Here is an 18168-nt window from a genome sequence, read left to right as displayed (position 1 = left end):
CAAAACATCATTTGGCGGAGAGACCGGGAATGGTAACCTGGAATACCTGGAACATGGTATCGACATCGGCGCCGCTGTCATCCTTGTAGGCAGCGCCGACCTGGAAACCGTCCTGGGTGATGAAGTCGTTGTCGTTGGCGACGAACAGGAAGTAATCGTCGGGCAGCTTCGGATCCTGAATGCTGACGATCGACATGGCCTCCCACTTTTCAGAGAGGTTGTTGCGGTCGTTCGGTGCGCCATTATGCAGACCAAAACGCGCTAGATCGGCGCCATCGTTGATGTCGATGAACTGGCTGAGGACAGCCGGCTTTACCGAAGGATCAAGAACGCCCTTCGGTGCGACCGCCGTATCGCTGTCGAACTTGCCGCCGGCAATATCGGTGGCAGCGGACACATCGACGGCCACAACGCTGCGATAGAGCGACTTGTCGCCCTTCTGGCCGTAGCCATTGTTGCTGTCTCGCGCCAGCATCAGGAAGCTTGTCGGCGAAAGCGCCACGATTTCGCTTTGGGCGGCAACGGCCGTCTTGCCCTTGTCATTGGTAAAGACCGGCAGAGGCACGACATATTCGTGCACCAGCTTCAGATTTGCAGGATCGGCGGCATCAAAGACAAGCGCGCGGGTATTCTGGCGCGTGGAGCTGGAATCGCCACCATCCTGGCGAGTCGCGGACTGGAGCACGACGATCAGGAACTTACCGTCCGGAGTCAGGGACATGCCCTCGAAACCCTGATTATTTTGGCGCCCGCTGGTCGGATCCTTCGGATCTGGCGCGGTTTCGCCAGGGCCGGGATTGTTCGAGGAAAAATTCACGGCGCCGTGGCGCATCGGCAGAAACGCGGCCGGTGGTGCCGTGGCCGAGATCATCAGCCCATCCGCCGAGAAGCGGTAGATATAGGGACCGTATTCATCGCTGATGAACATAGAACCATCGGGCAGCCGGGCAATGGCTTCGTTATCGAGCGCGATCTTGCCGTTCGGTGCCTGCGGCAGAAGCGGCATGCCGCCTTCCGCCTGGCGAACGCCGGTGGCTGGGTCAAGGCCAGTGGTTTCGTTGCCCTTGTTGTCCTTCAACAGCAGCGTATCCGCGAGCTTGGCTTCGACGCCCGCCTGTTCCTTACCGGCTGGAGGCGCTGCACCGGGGGCAATCGGCGTCAGCTTGATATCGATGGTGTTGAGACGCCCGCGGTAATCGGTGGTGCCGGCTACGTTATAGCCGCGGTCCGGCAGCAGCCACAGCGAGCCGTTGTAGGTGCCATCGGCATTGCGAACCCAGCTCTTGGTATCGATCGACATGCCCGAACCGGAACCGAAGGTCTCGCCGAACTTGTCGCGCAGATTGGCCGGGATGCGGCCGACGGCGACGCGGCCCTTGTTGACGAGCGTCACGCCTTCAATCGTCACGGAATTATCCGCCAGCGCCGGCATTGGAGCCGTGAAAACAAATGTCGCAAGCGCCGCCGACAGCAGCGGCAAGCTCTTCGAACGCATATATCTCAAGACAATATCCTCCTGATAAAAACTTTTGTGGAGGCAACGACATCCATCTCCCGCCTGTTTGCGGACCGCGTTGAAGATCCGCAGCTCGGTGCCCATGCCCCGAACATTCGATGTTGAGATACATGCGATTGTCTGCCCCGACTGACGATCTAAGGTGTCAATATGATAAAGGCATGACAGTTCGCGCAGAACGCGAATCTATTGATCCAACCATTGGAAGATGAGCAATTTAGGTCAAAGAATTCATCGGAATCGGCTGCTGCAGTTTCTTGGCTGCGACCAGTTCCTTGTATTCCGGCGACACAAGGCCGCCCGAGATCAGCAGCTTGGCGCCATCCTCCGGGCTCATATCGAGCACCGTGATCTTTTCGCGCGGAACGAAGACAAGGAAGCCGGCCGTCGGCACCGGCGTCGGCGGCAGGAAGACTGCCACCATGTCCTGACCCATGGCATTGAATTTCGAAGCGATCTCGCCTTTGGCATCCGTCGATATGAAGACCATGGACCAGAGGCCCGGGCTTGGATATTCGATCAGCCCAACCTTCTTGAACGAGGTGCCCTGCTCTTTCAGCACCGTTTCGAAGATCTGCTTGACGCTCTTGTAGATCGTGCGCACCAGCGGCACGCGATTGACGATCGACTCGCCGAAGCGGACGATGCTCTGACCGATCAGGTTCTTGGCCAGAAATCCGACGATCGTGATAAAGATCATCGCAATTACCAGGCCGGTACCAGGTACAGCGAAGTTCAGATAGCTCTCGGGATCGTAGCGCGCGGGAATGTAGGGGCGAACCCAGCTATCGGCCCAATGGACGACGGACCAGGTCAGCCATAGTGTAATGGCGATCGGGGCACAGATAATCAGGCCGGCCAGGAAATTGTTTCTGATCCGCGTCGTCACGGACATTTTGATGAGTTTTTCAGTCATTCGCCGCTCGAAAACTCCGTCCCGTCGCTACCGCTTCCCGGCAAACCCTCCCCCCATCTCCGTGGGCGAATCGTGCCAGAAATTGGCGCGGCATACAACCCGCTAGCCACATCTGTGAGCCGAACAAGCGATCGGCTCACGAGGACGTGACGGCAAATGCGCGGCGGAAGGAATCCTATTCCACGGTGACCGATTTGGCGAGATTGCGCGGCTGATCGACATCCGTGCCCATGAACACGGCCGTATGATAGGCAAGCAATTGAATCGGCAGCGAAAAGATGATCGGGGCTATGATCTCGTCGACGACGGGCAAGGTGATCGTCGCCATGGTCGGCAATGTCGATGCGGCAGCGCCAATTTCATCCGTGATGAAGATGATTCGACCGCCACGAGCCGCAACTTCCTGCATGTTGGAAACGGTCTTATCGAAGAAGCGGTCATGCGGAGCGATGACGATAACGGGCATGTTCTCGTCGATCAGCGCAATCGGCCCATGCTTCAATTCGCCGGCCGCATAGCCCTCTGCGTGGATGTAGGAAATCTCCTTGAGCTTCAGCGCACCTTCCATGGCGAGCGGGAAGCTGGTGCCACGGCCGAGATAGAGCACATCCTTGAACTTCGAGATCTCGCGCGACAGGCTTTCCATCTGCGGCTGGATGATATTCAGAACATTCGCCATGATACGCGGCATCTCGACGAGATGGCGCACCATTTCCTGTTCATCTTCGGCGCTAATGGTACCCCGAGCGACGCCGGCTCCAATCGCCAGCGAGGCAAGAACGGCAAGCTGGCAGGTGAAAGCCTTCGTCGAAGCGACACCGATTTCCGGGCCGGCCAGGATCGGAAACACCGCGTCGGACTCGCGCGCGATGGTCGATTCCCTCACATTGACGACAGCACCGATTTTCAGGCCGTTATCACGGCAATAGCGCAGTGACGCCAGTGTGTCGGCGGTCTCGCCGGACTGCGAGATAAACAGGGCCGCCTGCGACGGCGACAACGGCATTTCGCGATAGCGGAACTCGGAGGCAACATCGATTTCGACCGGCAGGCGCGCATAGCGCTCGAACCAATATTTACCCACGAGGCCGGCGAGATAGGCGGTGCCGCAGGCTGATATCGCAAGGCCGGAAACCCCGCCGAAATCGATGGCCGAGACATCCGGACGCACGCGATAGCTGGCGAAATCGACATAGTGGCTGAGCGCATGGGAAATGACTTCCGGCTGCTCGTAGATTTCCTTTTCCATGAAGTGGCGATGATTGCCCTTGTCCACCACATAGGCGGTTGCCTGGGAAATCTGCCGCGGCCTCGTCACTTCATTGCCGTTGAAATCGAGAATGGTCGCGCCGGCATGCGTGACGATCGCGCAGTCGCCGTCGACCAGATAGGTGATCTCATTGGTGAAAGGTGCAAGCGCGATCGCATCCGAACCCAGGAACATCTCGCCCTTGCCGTAACCGACGGCAAGCGGAGGCCCGGAACGGGCCGCCATCAACGTGTCAGGATCGTTCTCAAACATCACGGCCAATGCGTAGGCGCCGGTCACGCGGTTCAACATCTTCAGCATTGCGGCGCGGGGCTCGAGACCTTCGCGGATATGGTTTGCGAGCAGGTGCGCGACGACTTCCGTATCCGTCTGCGAAGCAAATACCTTGCCTTCGGCCTTCAGCTCTTCGCGCAATTCGGAGAAGTTTTCGATGATGCCATTATGGACGACAGCAACGCCTTCCACGAAATGCGGGTGGGCATTGATTTCATTCGGAACACCGTGGGTTGCCCAGCGCGTGTGCGCAATGCCCGTCGTGCCGGGCAGAGGATCCGTTTCCAGCCGCTTCTCCAGATTGAAGAGCTTTCCTTCCGCGCGGCGGCGATCCATCACGCCGTCATGGATCGTCGCGACCCCAGCCGAATCATAGCCGCGGTATTCGAGCCGCCGCAGCGCGTCCACCAAACGCTCCGCCACAGGCTTCGTTCCGACGATCCCAACAATACCGCACATACAGCTCTCCGTCTGGCCTCAGATATGAAGGCAAGTCCTAATCATTCCTGCAATTTTCTCAATTGCAACCACGGTCACTTTCGATTTCGGACCGTTACGTCAACGCACAGTCTTAGTGGCCGCCCTTTTTCGCTGCCTTGATGGCAAGGGCTCGCTCGCGGATCACCTTGGCCCGCTCCGGCTTTACTTCCTGGCGAGCCCGGCCGAAGGCCAGCGCATTGGCCGGAACATCCTCGGTGATGACACTGCCGGAAGCAATATATGCGCCGTCGCCGATGCGGATGGGCGCAACCAGCGATGAGTTGGAGCCGACGAAAGCATTGGCGCCGATATGCGTCTCATGCTTGTTGACGCCATCATAATTGCAAGTGATCGTACCCGCGCCGATATTGCTGCCGGCTCCGATCTTCGCATCACCGATATAGGTCAGATGATTGACCTTGGCGCCCTCGCCGATCTTGCCATTCTTGACCTCGCAGAAATTGCCGACCTTGGCGCTACCGGCGAGAACGGCGCCCGGGCGCAGCCGTGCAAAAGGTCCGACTGTCGCTCCAGCGCTGACATGGGCGCCCTCGATGTGCGAGAAGGCATGAATGACTGCGCCTCCCTCGATGACCGCCCCCGGACCGAAGACAACATTCGGCTCGATCAGCGCATCCTGGCCGATCACGGTGTCATAGGCGAGGAAAACGGTTTCCGGCGCTATCATGGTCACGCCCGACAGCATTACCTCATGCCGGCGGCGCTCCTGCCAGAGGCGCTCGATGAAGGCAAGTTCGGCGCGATTGTTGCAGCCGGTCATCTCGACCTCAGGCGCATCGACGGCAACGGCGCGTCCGCCAAGCGAGCGGGCGATCTCGACGAGATCGGTGAGGTAATATTCGCCCTTGGCATTGTTGTTGCCGATGCGATCAAGGAGATCCAGCGCCTTGCGGCCGTTGATCGCCATTAGTCCGCTATTGCACCACTTTATAGCGAGCTCGGCATCGGTTGCATCCTTGGCTTCTCGAATGGCGATCAGCTCGCCATCCTTGACCAGCAATCGACCATAGGCGTTGGGATGTTCCGTATGAAATCCAATGACGACGATGTCGTTACCATCGGCCAGTCCCTGGCGGGCGGCACGAAGCGGCACATCGGTCAGCAGAGGGACGTCTCCGTAGGCAACGATAATGTCGTCATATCCACGGGCAATCGCCTCACGCGCCGCCAGCACGGCATGGCCTGTGCCGAGACGTTCCTTCTGAAGATAGGATTCGACTGTTATGCCGCCGATCGACGCTGCCGCGCTGACCTCATCCGCATTGCGCCCGACAACCAGTGCCGCCGCCGAAATCCCGGTCTTGGAGATCGCATCCATGACATGGGCGATCATCGGGCGCCCGGCAATCGGATGCAGGACCTTCGACATCGATGACTTCATGCGGGTGCTGTCACCGGCGGCGAGGATGATGGCGAGGCAGCTGCGTTCCATTTCGGGCTCCGAGATATACGGTCAGGCGTCGGCATAGGCCGAGCGAGTCCCCTCATATCAACAAGTCGAGCGATGAACTACGACGAAATTCAAGGCGACCTTTAGGCCTCGGCGAGAGTCTCGAAAGCTTCGAGGACATGCTGACGCCCGTCGATAATCACGAATTCCATCGCCTTATGGGCAGAAAGGCCGTCCCGTGCCGCTATCGCGTCCACTATGGCCATATGCGTATCAGCAATATTGGCGAAGCCATTGGTTGACGGCGGCGCGCTCATGCGAAACATGCCAACCAATGCGGCTTTGATAAGCCCACCCAGCGACCGCATGAACGGATTTTGCGAAGCCTCAGTAATTGCCAAGTGAAAATGCAAATCGGCGACTGCGAGGCTATCGGAAGTATGGTGCGGCGCCGCCATGGCGGCTGCAAGATTGCGAAGCAGTTCGATGTCCTCACGGCTCGCCCTTTTCGCCACCAGACTCGCGGCGAAAGGCTCGAACGCCATGCGTATATCGTAAAGATGAAGAAGAAATTCCTTGTTGACGCCGCTTTCGAAATGCCAATTGAGCACTTCATTATCGAACATGTTCCAATGGATCTTCTCGGTCACGCGCGTGCCGACGCGCGCACGCGGCACCACCAGCCCCTTTGCGGCCAAAGTCTTCATGCTTTCACGCAGAACCGTGCGGGATACCTTAAACCGTTGCAGAAGCTCGCTGTCGCCGGGAAGAATACTTCCGATCGGAAATGCACCCGAGACGATCGCCTTGCCCAACTCATCGACCACCTGAGCGTGGCTCGTGCGAGATTTTCCCTCGGTTTTTCCGGTCTCAAGCATTCGGTTTCGCAAGAGCTCTGTCCCTCCCTCAGACATATCGTCGGTTCAAGCGGGAAAGCAGCAGGAGTCCCTTCTGCATCAGAATAAAGGCAAACAGCAGCAAGCCGATCAATATCTTCGTCCACCAGCTGGAAAGCGTTCCATCGAAGGTGATGTAGGTCTGAATCAAGCCCTGTATGAGAATTCCGATGAGTGTTCCCCCGACGAACCCCGCTCCCCCCGTCAGCAGTGTTCCCCCTATGACCACGGCAGCGATCGCATCGAGTTCGACACCGACCGTGGCAAGCGAGTATCCGGCAGATGTATAGATAGAAAAAACGATTCCGGATAGGCCAGCAAGAAATCCAGAAAGGGCATAGATCTGGATGGTCGTCTTGCCGACGGGCACGCCCATCAGCACCGCCGTTTGAGCGCCGCCGCCGAGAGCATAGACATTGGCGCCGAAGCGGGTGCGCTGCGCCAGCACAATGCCGGCGGCAAAGACGAGCAGCATGAGGCCGCCGATCAATGTCAGCCGGCCGCCGCCAGGCATCAGCCAATAGAGGTCGTTGAGCTGTGAATAGAAATCATGCTCGATCGGGATGCTGTCGATCGACAACACGAAGGCGAAGCCCCGCGCCAGAAACATGCCGGCCAGCGTCACGATGAAAGGCGGCATGCTGAGATAGTGAATGATGGCACCCATGCCAGCGCCAAAAATCGTCGTGATGACAAGAGCAAGAACGAATGCGATCAACGGATGGATCGCCGTATCGCGCAGAATGACGGCCAGGAAAACACCGGTAAAGGCAATGATCGAGCCGATGGACAGGTCGATGCCGCCCGAGATGATGACGAAGGTCATGCCTACGGCGGCAATTCCCAAAAATGCGTTATCAGTCAACAGGTTGCCCGCCACCCGCGTCGACAGCATGTTCGGATACTGCGTCACGCACGCGATATAGGCCAGAATGAAGATGAGGATCGTCGCAAGCAGCGGAAGATATTTCGAATTCACTTTGCCTGCTCCTTTTGCACCATCTGCCCCTCGTCTCGGCGACGCCAGAAGAATGACGTGGCGGATTGAACCGCCGGAGACTGGATGACCAGAATGACGATGACGATAATCGCCTTGATGACCAGATTGAATTCCGGCGGAAAGCCGGAGAGCAGGATGCCTGTATTGACCGATTGAATGATCATTGCGCCGATCAGCGAACCGACGATACTGAAACGACCGCCGAGCAACGAGTTGCCGCCAACCACGACCGCAAGGATCGCATCCAGCTCAAGCCAAAGACCGGCATTATTGGCGTCCGCACCCTTGATGTCGGCAGTAACGATGATGCCCGCAATGGAGGCACAAAGGCCGCTCAATGCGTAAACCGCAATCAGCAGGACCGGGGTCCGGATACCGGACAAGGTGCTTGCCCGGCGATTGATGCCGATGGCTTCTACCAACATTCCGAGAGCCGTGCGTCGGACCAAAGCGATGACCAAAAGCGCGGCGACAAGCCAGATCACCACCGGCATCGGCAGGGCAACGAACGAGCCGCTGCCAAGAAAGATCAGTCCGTCATTGTTGAAGGTGAGGATCGCGCCCTCAGTGATCAATTGCGCGATCCCGCGGCCCGCCACCATCAGCACCAGCGTTGCGATGATGGGCTGGATATCGAGTACGGCGACGAGGAAACCGTTCCAGAGCCCACATGCCAGGCCGACGCCGATCGTCAACAGCAGCGTATAGGAAAGCGAGTAGCCGGCAACGATCGAGGATGCCGCAACAGCACCGCAGATCGCGATGACCGCGCCGACGGACAGATCGATGCCTTTCGTGGCGATGACCAGCGTCATGCCGATGGCAAGCAGCGCCACCGGCGCACCACGATTGAGTACGTCCACCAAGCTCCCGTAGAGCCTTCCATTCTGAACTTCCAGATGAAAGAAATGCGGGAACATTATGAAATTCAAGAGAAGAATAACCGCGAGTGCAATGAGCTGAGGCATCAGCCGAAGCAAGGAGATTTTGATTGGCGAGCTCATGCGTCCTCCCGCGTCTTTTGAGCCGTGGCGATGGCCTCGACGATATTTCCGGCCGTGATCTCACTTCCGGCCAACTCGGCAATATGTTCGCGGTCACGCAGGACGATGACGCGCGAACTATAGGCGACAAGCTCCTCAAGTTCGGATGAAATGACCACCAGGGACATTCCCTGCCGGCAAAGATCCTCGATCAAGCGGATGATTTCCGCATGAGCACCGACATCGATGCCGCGCGTCGGCTCATCCAGGATGAGGAAGCTCGGATTGGTCGCCAGCCATCGCGCAAGGATCGCTTTCTGCTGGTTACCGCCTGAAAGGAGCCTGATCGGCTTTTCCCGGTCGGTCGTGCGGATATCCAGCGCCTTGATGTAGCGATCGGCGATGGCGTTCTGCTCGCTGCGCGGCAAGGGCCTTGCCCAGCCCCGCCTCGCCTGCAGCGCCATGACGATATTTTCGCGAATGGAGAGATCACCGATGATCCCATCGGTCTTGCGGTCTTCCGGGCAAAAGCCGAAGCCGCTCTTGATCGCGGCGCGCGGACTGGAAAGCGCAATGGTCTTGCCTTCGATTTTCGCCTCGCCGCTGTCGGCGCGCTCGACGCCGAAGAGCACTTCGGCGGTCTCCGTCCGCCCCGAGCCAAGCAGGCCCGCAATGCCCACAACTTCGCCGACGCGCACCTCCATATCGAACGGCTTGATTTTGCCGCGTTTGCCGAAATTCGTGAAGTGATATCTGACCGGGCCGCTTTCCGTCTCGCTCTGCTTTATCGTACTTTCCGTCTCGGCGAGTTCGCGGCCGAGCATCATGGCGATCAGGGTCTGCCGAGGAAGACCCTTCGCATCGCGCGTGCCGACCAGGCGGCCGTTGCGGAGAACGGTAATGCGATCGCAGATTTCGTAAACCTGCTCCAGGAAATGCGTGATGAAGACAATTCCCAGCCCGCGCTGTTTCAATCGCCTGACGATGCCGAAAAGCATCTCGACTTCATGCGTATCCAGGCTCGCAGTAGGCTCATCGAGAATGAGGACCTTGCCGGAAAGATCGACCGCGCGGGCGATGGCGATCACCTGCTGAATGGCGACCGAAAAGCGATCGAGCTGGCGGCTGACATCGATATCCAGGCCATATTGTGACAGCAGATCTCTGGCCATCCTATTCATGACGCGGCTGCTGACCATCCCGAACCGCCGCGGCTGGCGGCCCAGAAACAAGTTTTCCGCTACGCTCAGATTGGGCAGCAGGTTCACTTCCTGGTAGACGGTTCCAATACCGAGCTTCTGAGCGGCCAGCGTATCATGCGGATCGATCTCCGCCGCATCGAGAACCAGGGCACCCGCATCGCGGCGATAGGCGCCGGTCATGCATTTGATCAGGGTCGATTTTCCGGCACCGTTCTCGCCGAGAAGCGCATGGACCTCGCCGCGCATCAATGTGAAATCGACATGATCGAGAGCGGTCGAACCGGGGAAATATTTACAAAAACCTGTCGCCGTCAGAAGTCGCTCTACGTCGTGAGCCATGAAGCGCGAATTTCCTTGGAATGAATCAAATTGCGAAAGCGATAGCCGGCGCATTCCGTGGGTGCGCCGGCATCTTGCACAGGATATCGCACCGGCGCGGCATTGCCGAGCCGGTGCGATGGGCTTTCGTCTTAGTAGCCGAGGTCCTTCTTCTGCTCGTAGACCTTCTGCGGATCATCCGCCTGGGTATAGAGCTTGGATTCCGTCTGGATCCACTTCGGCGGCTCTTTCTTGGTCTTCAAATAGGCATCGAGCGCGTCGAAGGCAGGACCTGCCATGTTCGGCGTCAGCTCAACGGTTGCGTTCGCCTCACCGGCAGCCATCGCCTTGAAGAGATCCGGAACCGAATCGACCGACACGGTCAGGATATCCTTGCCAGGCTTCAGGCCGGCTTCCTTGATCGCCTGGATGGCGCCAACGGCCATGTCGTCATTATGGGCATAGAGCGCGCAGATGTCCTTGCCGCCGTTTTCAGCCTTCAGGAAGCTTTCCATGACTTCCTTGCCCTTGGCGCGGGTGAAATCGCCGGTCTGGCTGCGAACGATCTTCAGGTTGTCATGACCCTTGATGGCCTCGTCGAAGCCCTTCTTGCGGGCGATGGCCGGCGAGGAACCGGTCGTGCCCTGCAGCTCGACGATGTTGCACTTCTTGTCGCCGACCGTCTTTACAAGCCAGTCGCCGGCGACCTTGCCTTCATGAACCAGGTCCGACGTGACAGCTGTCAGATAAAGGTCCTTCGGTGCAGCAACCGTGCGGTCAAGCAGAATGACCGGGATCTTGGCCTCCTTGGCTTCCTTCAGAACAGCATCCCAGCCGGTCTCGACGACCGGTGCCAGCAGGATCGCATCAACGCCTTGCGCGATGAAGGACCGGATCGCCTTGATCTGGTTTTCCTGCTTCTGCTGCGCATCGGCGAACTTCAGATCGATGCCGCGCTTCTTGGCTTCCTGCTTCGTCAGGGTCGTTTCGGCCGCACGCCAACCAGACTCCGAACCGATTTGCGAGAATCCGACGACCAGGTCTTTAGCCGATGCCGATGTGAACATGCAGGCAGCGAGAATCGTAGCACTAACGAGTGCGGTCTTAAATTTCATGATTATCTCCCAAAGGCCATCTCCTGAGGCCATGGTCAAAAAATCATATAGTAATACTTTTGTAAATCGACATTCGATGATGCAGCGCAACAAAAAGGGGCGTTTTGAACGCCCCTTTTCAACTTAAACTATTTCTCGTGCTTACTTCGAAGCCGGCAGCTTGTCGTCCACGCCTTCGATGTAGAAGTTCATGCCGAGCAGCGTGCCGTCATCGGCCTTTTCGCCGGCCTTCAGCCAGGGCGTACCGTCCTGTTTGTTGATGGGGCCGGTGAAGGGAGCAAGCTCGCCTGACTTGATCTTGGCTTCGGTTTCCTGAGCCATCTTCTTCACGTCGTCAGGCATATTCGTATAGTCGCCCATCTTCAGGATGCCGTCCTTCAGGCCGTCCCAGCTCTGCTCGGACTTCCACGTGCCATCGAGCAACGCATGAACGCGCTTGGAGTAGTAGTTACCCCAGGTGTCGATGATCGCCGTCAGCTGCGCCTTCGGGCCAGCCTTGATCATGTCGGAAGCCTGACCGAAAGCGTGGATGCCGCGCTCTTCAGCCACCTGCATCGGCGCCGTCGTATCGGTGTGCTGCGTCAGGATATCGACACCCTGGTCGACCATGGCCTTGGCGGCATCGGCTTCCTTGCCCGGGTCGAACCAGGTGTTGACCCATACCACCTTCAGCTTGAAGCTCGGATCGATCGAACGGGCGCCCTGTTCGAAGGAGTTGATGCCCATCACCACTTCCGGAATCGGGAAGGAAGCGATGTAGGCGGCACCATGATTCTTCGACGTCTTGGCGGCGATCTGGCCGAGAATATAGCGGCCTTCATAGAAGCGCGAGTTGTAGGTTGCGAGATTCGGGCCGCTCTTGAACCCGGTCGCATGCTCGAACTTCACCTTCGGGAACTTGGCGGCAACCTTGACGGTCGCGTCCATGAAGCCGAACGAAGTCGAGAAGATCAGCGAGCAGCCGGAACGGGCAAGACGCTCGATGGCGCGCTCGGCATCCGGGCCTTCCGGCACGTTTTCGAGATAGGGCGTCTCGATCTTGTTGCCGAATTCCTTCTGGATCTGCTGACGGCCGAGATCGTGCGCCTGCGAATAGCCGCCGTCCGTGTGCGAACCGACATAGACGAAGCAGACCTTGGTCGGTGCCGCTTCAGCGGCGGCAGCGAAACCAACGATGGCAGCGGCTGTCGTTGTGAGGGCGAGTGCTAGTTTTTTCATGGTTACCCCTACTGGTTTGACATGTTTTGCAGAAATCGGTCCGGCTGTTGCAATCAGCGCTCCGGAACGAAGGCTTTGCCGAGCGACGCTGGCGTGTTGATCAAGGTCGCGCGGCGATTTTGAGAGATGATGACGAGAACCACAATAGTCGATGCATAGGGCAGCATCGACAGGAATTGCGAGGGTATGCCGACGCCGAAGCCCTGCGCATGGAATTGCAGGATCGTCACGGCACCGAAAAGATAACCGCCTGCCATGACGCGCATCGGCCGCCAGGAGGCGAAGACCACGAGCGCCAGCGTCACCCAACCGCGGCCGGCCGACATGTTCTCGACCCATTGCGGAGTGTAGACCAGCGACAGCTGAGCGCCTGCAAGCCCCGCGCAGGCACCGCCGAACATGACTGCGAGATAACGGGTGCGGATGACGTCGATGCCGAGAGCATGGGCCGAGCCATGGCTATCGCCGACGGCGCGCAGCTTCAGGCCGGCACGGCTGCGGAAGAGGAACCAGTTGACGCCGACGAGCAGCGCGATCGACAGATAAAAGGTCAGGTCCTGCCTAAAAAGTACCGGGCCAAGGAACGGTATGTCCGACAGCAGCGGAAATACGATTTCATGCAGCTGCACGCCCGGCACGCTGACATAGCCCTCGCCGATCATGCCCGAAAGGCCGAGCCCCAGGATGGTCAGCGCCAGGCCGGTCGCGACCTGGTTCGTAACCAGCGTCAGCGTGAGAAAACCGAACAGCAGCGAGAAGAGCGCGCCCCCGACGATGCCGGTCAAGAGGCCGACATAGGGCGATCCGCTTATCTGCGCTCCAACAAAAGCGGCGACCGCACCGATGATCACCATGCCTTCGACACCGAGGTTGAGGACGCCGGAGCGTTCCACCACCAGTTCGCCCAGGCCGGCAATGACGAGCGGCGTCGACGCGGTGATGATGGTGAGCAGGATGGCTTCAAAAACACTCATGCCGCACCTCCGCGGACCCGCGACCAGACCACACGGATCTTGTAATAGATCAGCGTATCGCAGGAGAGCACGAAGAACAAAAGCAAGCCCTGGAAGACGCTGGCCGCCTTGGCGGAGATCCCCGGAGACAATTGCGCCGCCTCGCCGCCGAGATAGGTCAGCGCCAGCACCAGACCGGAGAGAATGGCTCCGAGCGGATTGAGGCGCGCAAGGAAGGCGACGATGATGGCGGTGAAACCGTAACCCGGCGAAATCGCCGGCTGCAGATGGCCGATGGAGCCGGAAACTTCGGATATGCCCGCCAGCCCCGAGAGCGCGCCGGAGACGAGGAAGGCGAACCAGACCATTTTCCGCGAGGAAAAACCGGCAAAGCGCCCTGCCCGCGCCGACTGTCCAAGCACGCTTATCTCAAAGCCCTTCAGCGTATATTTCATAATGAACCAGGCAAGGATCGCCGCGACTACGGCGAAGACGATGCCCCAATGCGCTCGCCCGGAGTCCTCCCAGATCGCCGGCAGAACCGCCTCCGGCGGAAAGTCGATGCTCTGCGGAAAGTTATGGCCCTGCGGATCGCGCCATGGCCCGCGCGACAGCCAATCCAGAAATAGCTGCGCGATATAGACCAGCATCAGGCTCGTCAGGATCTCATTGGTATTGAAATGCGCCTTCAGGAGCGCCGGAATGGCGGCATAGAGCGCGCCGCCGACGGCACCGGCGATCAGCATCAAAGGCAGGATCACGGGCGAATGCCAATCGGTGAAGACGATCGGGATGAATGATCCGGCGATCGCGCCCATGGTGAACTGCCCTTCGGCGCCGATATTCCAGTTGTTGGAGCGATAGCAGAGGCAGAGGCCGACAGCGATCAGAATCAGCGGTCCGGCCTTGATCGCCAGTTCGTGCAGCGACCAGACCTCCAGCAGAGGTTCGACGAAGAATGCATCGAGGGCCTCGACGGGATCCTTGCCCATGACGGCGAACATGATGATGCCGGCGATCAACGCCAATGCGAGAGCAAGCAGGGGCGATAGCAAGCCGAACAGCTTGGAGACCTGCGGGCGCTTTTCAAGTTCAATGCGCATGTGCAGGCTCCGAATGCGTCTTCGATTCATGCAGACCGCCCATCAGCAGTCCAATCTTCTCGCGGGTCAGCTCGCCGGCCGGATAGGACGGCGACAGACGCCCTTCCGAGATGACGGCGATATCGGTCGCGACTTCAAAAATCTCATCCAGATCCTGGCTGATGACAAGCACGGCCGAGCCGTCGCGAGCGAGATCGACCAGTGCCTGGCGGATGCGGCTTGCGGCGCCGGCGTCAACGCCCCAGGTCGGTTGATTGACGACGAGCACGCTCGGCTGACGATCCAGTTCGCGACCGACGATGAACTTCTGCAAATTGCCGCCGGACAAGGCGCCGGCAGCCGGATCCTCGCCGCTCTTGCGGACATCCATCGCCTCGCAGATGCGCTTCGTCGCCTGCTTGACCGCGCCGTGCCTGATGACATTGAAGAAGCCACCACCCAGGAACGACTTGCGATCCGACTGATGCCGGGCAAGCACGAGGTTATCCGATAACTTCAACGTCGATACCGCAGCATGGCCGTGGCGTTCCTCAGGCACGAAGCCAGCGCCGATCAGCCGGCGCGCATTGATGCCCTTGGTGCCGACGGACTTGCCGCGAAGCTGGACGAGATCATCCGCGGGGACGGTGTATTCGCCGGAAATGACATCGAACAATTCGCCCTGGCCGTTACCGGCAACGCCAGCAATCGCCAGCACCTCACCGGCCCGTACGCGCAGGGAAACGTCCTTCAGCGCCATGGCAAACGGGGTTCGCGCCGGTGCCGAAAGGCCCGCGATCTCCAGGAGAATATCGCCCTTGTTACCAAGCCCCTCGTGCTGCACGCTGGCGACATCGCTGCCGACCATCATGCGCGCAAGCGAACCGGTCGTTTCCCGCCCGGGATCGCAGGCGCCTGTGACCTTGCCGTGGCGGAGGACGGTGGCGCGCGAGCAGATGCGCTGCACTTCCTCAAGCCGATGGCTGATGTAGAGCACCGAGCGCCCTTCGTCCCTCAGCTTGAATAGCGTTTCGAACAGTCGATCGGCTTCCTGCGGCGTCAAAACCGAGGTGGGCTCGTCGAGAATGATGAGCCTAGGGTTTTGCAGGAGCGCCCGAACGATCTCGATGCGCTGGCGTTCTCCGACCGAGAGATCGGCCACATGCGCATTCGGATCGAGCGGCAAGCCATAGGCATGAGAGAGCTTGGCGGCTTCCTCGGAAATTTTTGCGAGCGGGATATTGCTGTCGAGCGAGAGCGCTATATTTTCCGCGACAGTCAGCGCCTCGAACAAAGAAAAATGCTGAAATACCATGCCGATGCCGAGCTTGCGCGCCGTGCCCGGCGCATCGATCGCCACTGGCTGCCCCTGCCAAACGATCTGCCCATGCGACGGTTCGAGCACGCCGAACAGCATCTTGACCAGCGTGGATTTGCCAGCGCCGTTTTCGCCTAGAAGGGCGTGAATTTCGCCTGGCTGGATTTCAAGATCGATTTCGTTGCAGGCTGCAAAACTGCCGAAGAGTTTCGTCAGTTTGCGAACTGACAATAGTGCACCGGCTGTCGGCGCATCAGATGACGACACGTTCCCCTCATTTCCTTCCCACCGTTCCTGCCCTTTACGGATCTATGGGATCAGCAGTGTAGTTCCACTCGTTTTCCTGGCTTCCAGATCCGCATGCGCGCGCCCTGCATCAACAAGCGGATAAGTTTGATGAATATTGATACGCACTTTGCTGCTTTGCACAACAGCAAATAACGCCTTTGCACTGGCTCTCAACTCCTCAGGTGTACCGACATAGGCGAAAAGGCTCGGCCGCGTGGCAAAGAGCGAACCCTTCTGGTTGAGGATGGCGAGATTGAAATTCTCGATCGGACCGGAAGACTGGCCGAAGGTGACCCACATCCCGCGCGGCTTCAGGCAATCGAGCGATTGCGGGAAAGTATCCTTTCCAACCGAGTCATAGACGACATCGACGCCCTTGCTTCCGGTGATTTCGCGAACGCGCTCGGCAAAATTCTCCTTGCTGTAGTCGATGACGTGGTCGTAGCCATGCGCCAGCGCCAGATCGACCTTTTCGGCGGAACCGGCAGTGCCGATGACGGTTGCGGCGCCGAGGGCCTTCGCCCACTGGCCGGCGATCAGGCCAACGCCACCGGCGGCCGCGTGGAACAAAAGCGTCGTTCCAGGGCCGACCTTGAAGGTGCGGTTCAGCAGATATTCGGCCGTCATGCCCTTCAGCATCATCGATGCCGCGGTTTCGAGCGTGATATCATCGGGCACCTTGACCAGATGACGCGTCTCGATATTGCGCTCGATGCTGTAGGCGCCATCGCTGCCGACATAGGCGACGCGGTCGCCGACCGCAAAATCGGTCACGCCAGGCCCAACTTCGGTGATCGTGCCCGCAGCTTCCTTGCCGAGCGGCAATGGAAACTGAGGTGCCTTGTAGAGGCCGGATCGAAAATAGACATCGATGAAGTTGAGGCCGATCGCGGCTTGACGAAGCTGCACCTCACCCGCGCCGGGAGGCGGCAGATCCACCTCCTCCAGCTTCATGACCTCCGGACCGCCATTCTCATGGATACGGATGACTTTGGTCTTCTTCATGATGCACAATCCTTACTGACGTCCTAGGGACGGGCCTCACTGACGTTCTAGGGACGCGCATGACTGACGACCCAGGAACGAGCCTTACTGACGTCCGAGCGACGGGAAAAACTGCAGCACGGCACCGATGCAATAGAGATAGATACCGCTGATGATGAAGAGGACAACGGCCCATTGCGGCATGACGAAATGCATCAGCAGCGAATAGATGCCGAGTGCCGACCAGAAGAGAAATATGCCAAGGTTCAGCGGTCGCAAGCGCTTGACACGCACGGGGTGCAGAAAATTGATCGGCAGAAAGGTCAGGACGACGGAAACGCCGACAAGGATCATGGCCGTCGTCGCGCTGGCGCCGATGACGAAAAGCGTGAAGATCACCATGTTCCAGACGACCGGGAAACCGGAGAAGAAATATTCGTCCGTCTTCATGCCGGTATCGGCGTAATAGATGGCACTGGAAACGACAATCATCCCGGCTGCGACAAACGACCAGGGCTCGCCGATCATGCCGCTCTCATAGAGAGCGAATGCCGGCAGGAGCACATAGGTCACGTAATCGATGATATTGTCGAGCGTATCGCCGGACCAGTTGGGCAACACTTCCTTGACGCGAACCTTGCGCGCGATCGGCCCATCGATGCCATCGACCAGCAGCGCCAGGCCAAGCCACCAGAACATATCGACAAAGCGATGTTCTGATGCCGCGACGACGCCGAGAAAGGCGAGAAACGATCCGGATGCCGTCAGTATATGAACGGAGAAGGCACGCATCTCCGCATAAGGCACCCGCTTGTAATTGAAGATTTTCATCCGCCCCACGACTCGTCAGCTTATTCACCTGCCCCAGCAGGCGGTTTTTCTTGCTAATATGCATCCTTTGGTCGGCATCGCCAGCGCAAAAGCGTTTATCTGGGCACGCTAGCG

At 58.8% G+C, this 18168-nt stretch carries 15 protein-coding genes; all 15 read right to left on the bottom strand.

The window, feature by feature from the left end; genetic code table 11:
* Positions 1 to 7: 7 nt before the first annotated feature.
* Positions 8 to 1495 (bottom strand): esterase-like activity of phytase family protein, encoded by a 1488-nt coding sequence (locus tag RTCIAT899_RS08775; RefSeq protein WP_244441472.1) that lies wholly within the window; start codon positions 1493 to 1495, stop codon positions 8 to 10.
* A 238-nt stretch (positions 1496 to 1733) separates the two neighbouring features.
* Complete coding sequence (locus tag RTCIAT899_RS08770; protein WP_015339864.1) at positions 1734 to 2432, bottom strand: DUF502 domain-containing protein; 699 nt, start codon at positions 2430 to 2432, stop codon at positions 1734 to 1736.
* A gap of 175 nt (positions 2433 to 2607) precedes the next feature.
* Positions 2608 to 4434, bottom strand: coding sequence for a glutamine--fructose-6-phosphate transaminase (isomerizing) (gene glmS, locus RTCIAT899_RS08765; protein ID WP_015339863.1), 1827 nt, complete (start codon positions 4432 to 4434; stop codon positions 2608 to 2610).
* A gap of 112 nt (positions 4435 to 4546) precedes the next feature.
* The gene (gene glmU, locus RTCIAT899_RS08760) at positions 4547 to 5908 is read right to left on the bottom strand and encodes a bifunctional UDP-N-acetylglucosamine diphosphorylase/glucosamine-1-phosphate N-acetyltransferase GlmU (RefSeq protein ID WP_015339862.1); all 1362 of its coding nucleotides are present in this window, start codon (positions 5906 to 5908) and stop codon (positions 4547 to 4549) included.
* A 101-nt stretch (positions 5909 to 6009) separates the two neighbouring features.
* Positions 6010 to 6756, bottom strand: a complete 747-nt coding sequence (locus RTCIAT899_RS08755) for a FadR/GntR family transcriptional regulator (RefSeq protein WP_041677420.1) — start codon at positions 6754 to 6756, stop codon at positions 6010 to 6012.
* 16 nt (positions 6757 to 6772) lie between these two features.
* Positions 6773 to 7741 (bottom strand): galactofuranose ABC transporter, permease protein YjfF, encoded by a 969-nt coding sequence (gene yjfF / locus RTCIAT899_RS08750; RefSeq protein WP_015339860.1) that lies wholly within the window; start codon positions 7739 to 7741, stop codon positions 6773 to 6775.
* Complete coding sequence (locus RTCIAT899_RS08745; RefSeq protein ID WP_015339859.1) at positions 7738 to 8766, bottom strand: ABC transporter permease; 1029 nt, start codon at positions 8764 to 8766, stop codon at positions 7738 to 7740. Before RTCIAT899_RS08745 ends, yjfF begins: the two co-directional genes overlap by 4 nt.
* Entirely contained in the window at positions 8763 to 10286 is a 1524-nt protein-coding gene (gene ytfR / locus RTCIAT899_RS08740; RefSeq protein WP_015339858.1) for a galactofuranose ABC transporter, ATP-binding protein YtfR, read from the bottom strand. The genes RTCIAT899_RS08745 and ytfR overlap by 4 nt, the downstream gene beginning before the upstream one ends.
* 131 nt (positions 10287 to 10417) lie before the next feature.
* Positions 10418 to 11380 (bottom strand): galactofuranose ABC transporter, galactofuranose-binding protein YtfQ, encoded by a 963-nt coding sequence (gene ytfQ, locus RTCIAT899_RS08735; protein ID WP_015339857.1) that lies wholly within the window; start codon positions 11378 to 11380, stop codon positions 10418 to 10420.
* A gap of 141 nt (positions 11381 to 11521) precedes the next feature.
* Entirely contained in the window at positions 11522 to 12598 is a 1077-nt protein-coding gene (locus tag RTCIAT899_RS08730; protein ID WP_015339856.1) for a BMP family ABC transporter substrate-binding protein, read from the bottom strand.
* A 53-nt stretch (positions 12599 to 12651) separates the two neighbouring features.
* Complete coding sequence (locus RTCIAT899_RS08725) at positions 12652 to 13572, bottom strand: ABC transporter permease (RefSeq protein ID WP_015339855.1); 921 nt, start codon at positions 13570 to 13572, stop codon at positions 12652 to 12654.
* Positions 13569 to 14654, bottom strand: coding sequence for an ABC transporter permease (locus RTCIAT899_RS08720; protein WP_015339854.1), 1086 nt, complete (start codon positions 14652 to 14654; stop codon positions 13569 to 13571). Before RTCIAT899_RS08720 ends, RTCIAT899_RS08725 begins: the two co-directional genes overlap by 4 nt.
* Complete coding sequence (locus RTCIAT899_RS08715; protein WP_015339853.1) at positions 14644 to 16218, bottom strand: ABC transporter ATP-binding protein; 1575 nt, start codon at positions 16216 to 16218, stop codon at positions 14644 to 14646. Before RTCIAT899_RS08715 ends, RTCIAT899_RS08720 begins: the two co-directional genes overlap by 11 nt.
* Positions 16219 to 16260: 42 nt before the next feature.
* Entirely contained in the window at positions 16261 to 17244 is a 984-nt protein-coding gene (locus RTCIAT899_RS08710; RefSeq protein ID WP_015339852.1) for a quinone oxidoreductase family protein, read from the bottom strand.
* 84 nt (positions 17245 to 17328) lie between these two features.
* Positions 17329 to 18054 (bottom strand): phosphatidylcholine synthase, encoded by a 726-nt coding sequence (gene pcsA / locus RTCIAT899_RS08705; RefSeq protein ID WP_015339851.1) that lies wholly within the window; start codon positions 18052 to 18054, stop codon positions 17329 to 17331.
* Positions 18055 to 18168: the final 114 nt, after the last annotated feature.

The sequence above is a fragment of the Rhizobium tropici CIAT 899 genome (genome assembly GCF_000330885.1).
Classification (GTDB): domain Bacteria; phylum Pseudomonadota; class Alphaproteobacteria; order Rhizobiales; family Rhizobiaceae; genus Rhizobium; species Rhizobium tropici.
This window is presented reverse-complemented; position numbering and strand designations above follow the sequence as displayed.

Bases quoted from the DNA above. Each gene is read 5' to 3' on its own strand.
- RTCIAT899_RS08775 (WP_244441472.1), bottom strand. From the start codon at position 1,495: ATGCGTTCGAAGAGCTTGCCGCTGCTGTCGGCGGCGCTTGCGACATTT.
- RTCIAT899_RS08770 (WP_015339864.1), bottom strand. From the start codon at position 2,432: ATGACTGAAAAACTCATCAAAATGTCCGTGACGACGCGGATCAGAAAC.
- glmS (WP_015339863.1), bottom strand. From the start codon at position 4,434: ATGTGCGGTATTGTTGGGATCGTCGGAACGAAGCCTGTGGCGGAGCGT.
- glmU (WP_015339862.1), bottom strand. From the start codon at position 5,908: ATGGAACGCAGCTGCCTCGCCATCATCCTCGCCGCCGGTGACAGCACC.
- RTCIAT899_RS08745 (WP_015339859.1), bottom strand. From the start codon at position 8,766: ATGAGCTCGCCAATCAAAATCTCCTTGCTTCGGCTGATGCCTCAGCTC.
- ytfR (WP_015339858.1), bottom strand. From the start codon at position 10,286: ATGGCTCACGACGTAGAGCGACTTCTGACGGCGACAGGTTTTTGTAAA.
- ytfQ (WP_015339857.1), bottom strand. From the start codon at position 11,380: ATGAAATTTAAGACCGCACTCGTTAGTGCTACGATTCTCGCTGCCTGC.
- RTCIAT899_RS08730 (WP_015339856.1), bottom strand. From the start codon at position 12,598: ATGAAAAAACTAGCACTCGCCCTCACAACGACAGCCGCTGCCATCGTT.
- RTCIAT899_RS08725 (WP_015339855.1), bottom strand. From the start codon at position 13,572: ATGAGTGTTTTTGAAGCCATCCTGCTCACCATCATCACCGCGTCGACG.
- RTCIAT899_RS08720 (WP_015339854.1), bottom strand. From the start codon at position 14,654: ATGCGCATTGAACTTGAAAAGCGCCCGCAGGTCTCCAAGCTGTTCGGC.
- RTCIAT899_RS08710 (WP_015339852.1), bottom strand. From the start codon at position 17,244: ATGAAGAAGACCAAAGTCATCCGTATCCATGAGAATGGCGGTCCGGAG.
- pcsA (WP_015339851.1), bottom strand. From the start codon at position 18,054: ATGAAAATCTTCAATTACAAGCGGGTGCCTTATGCGGAGATGCGTGCC.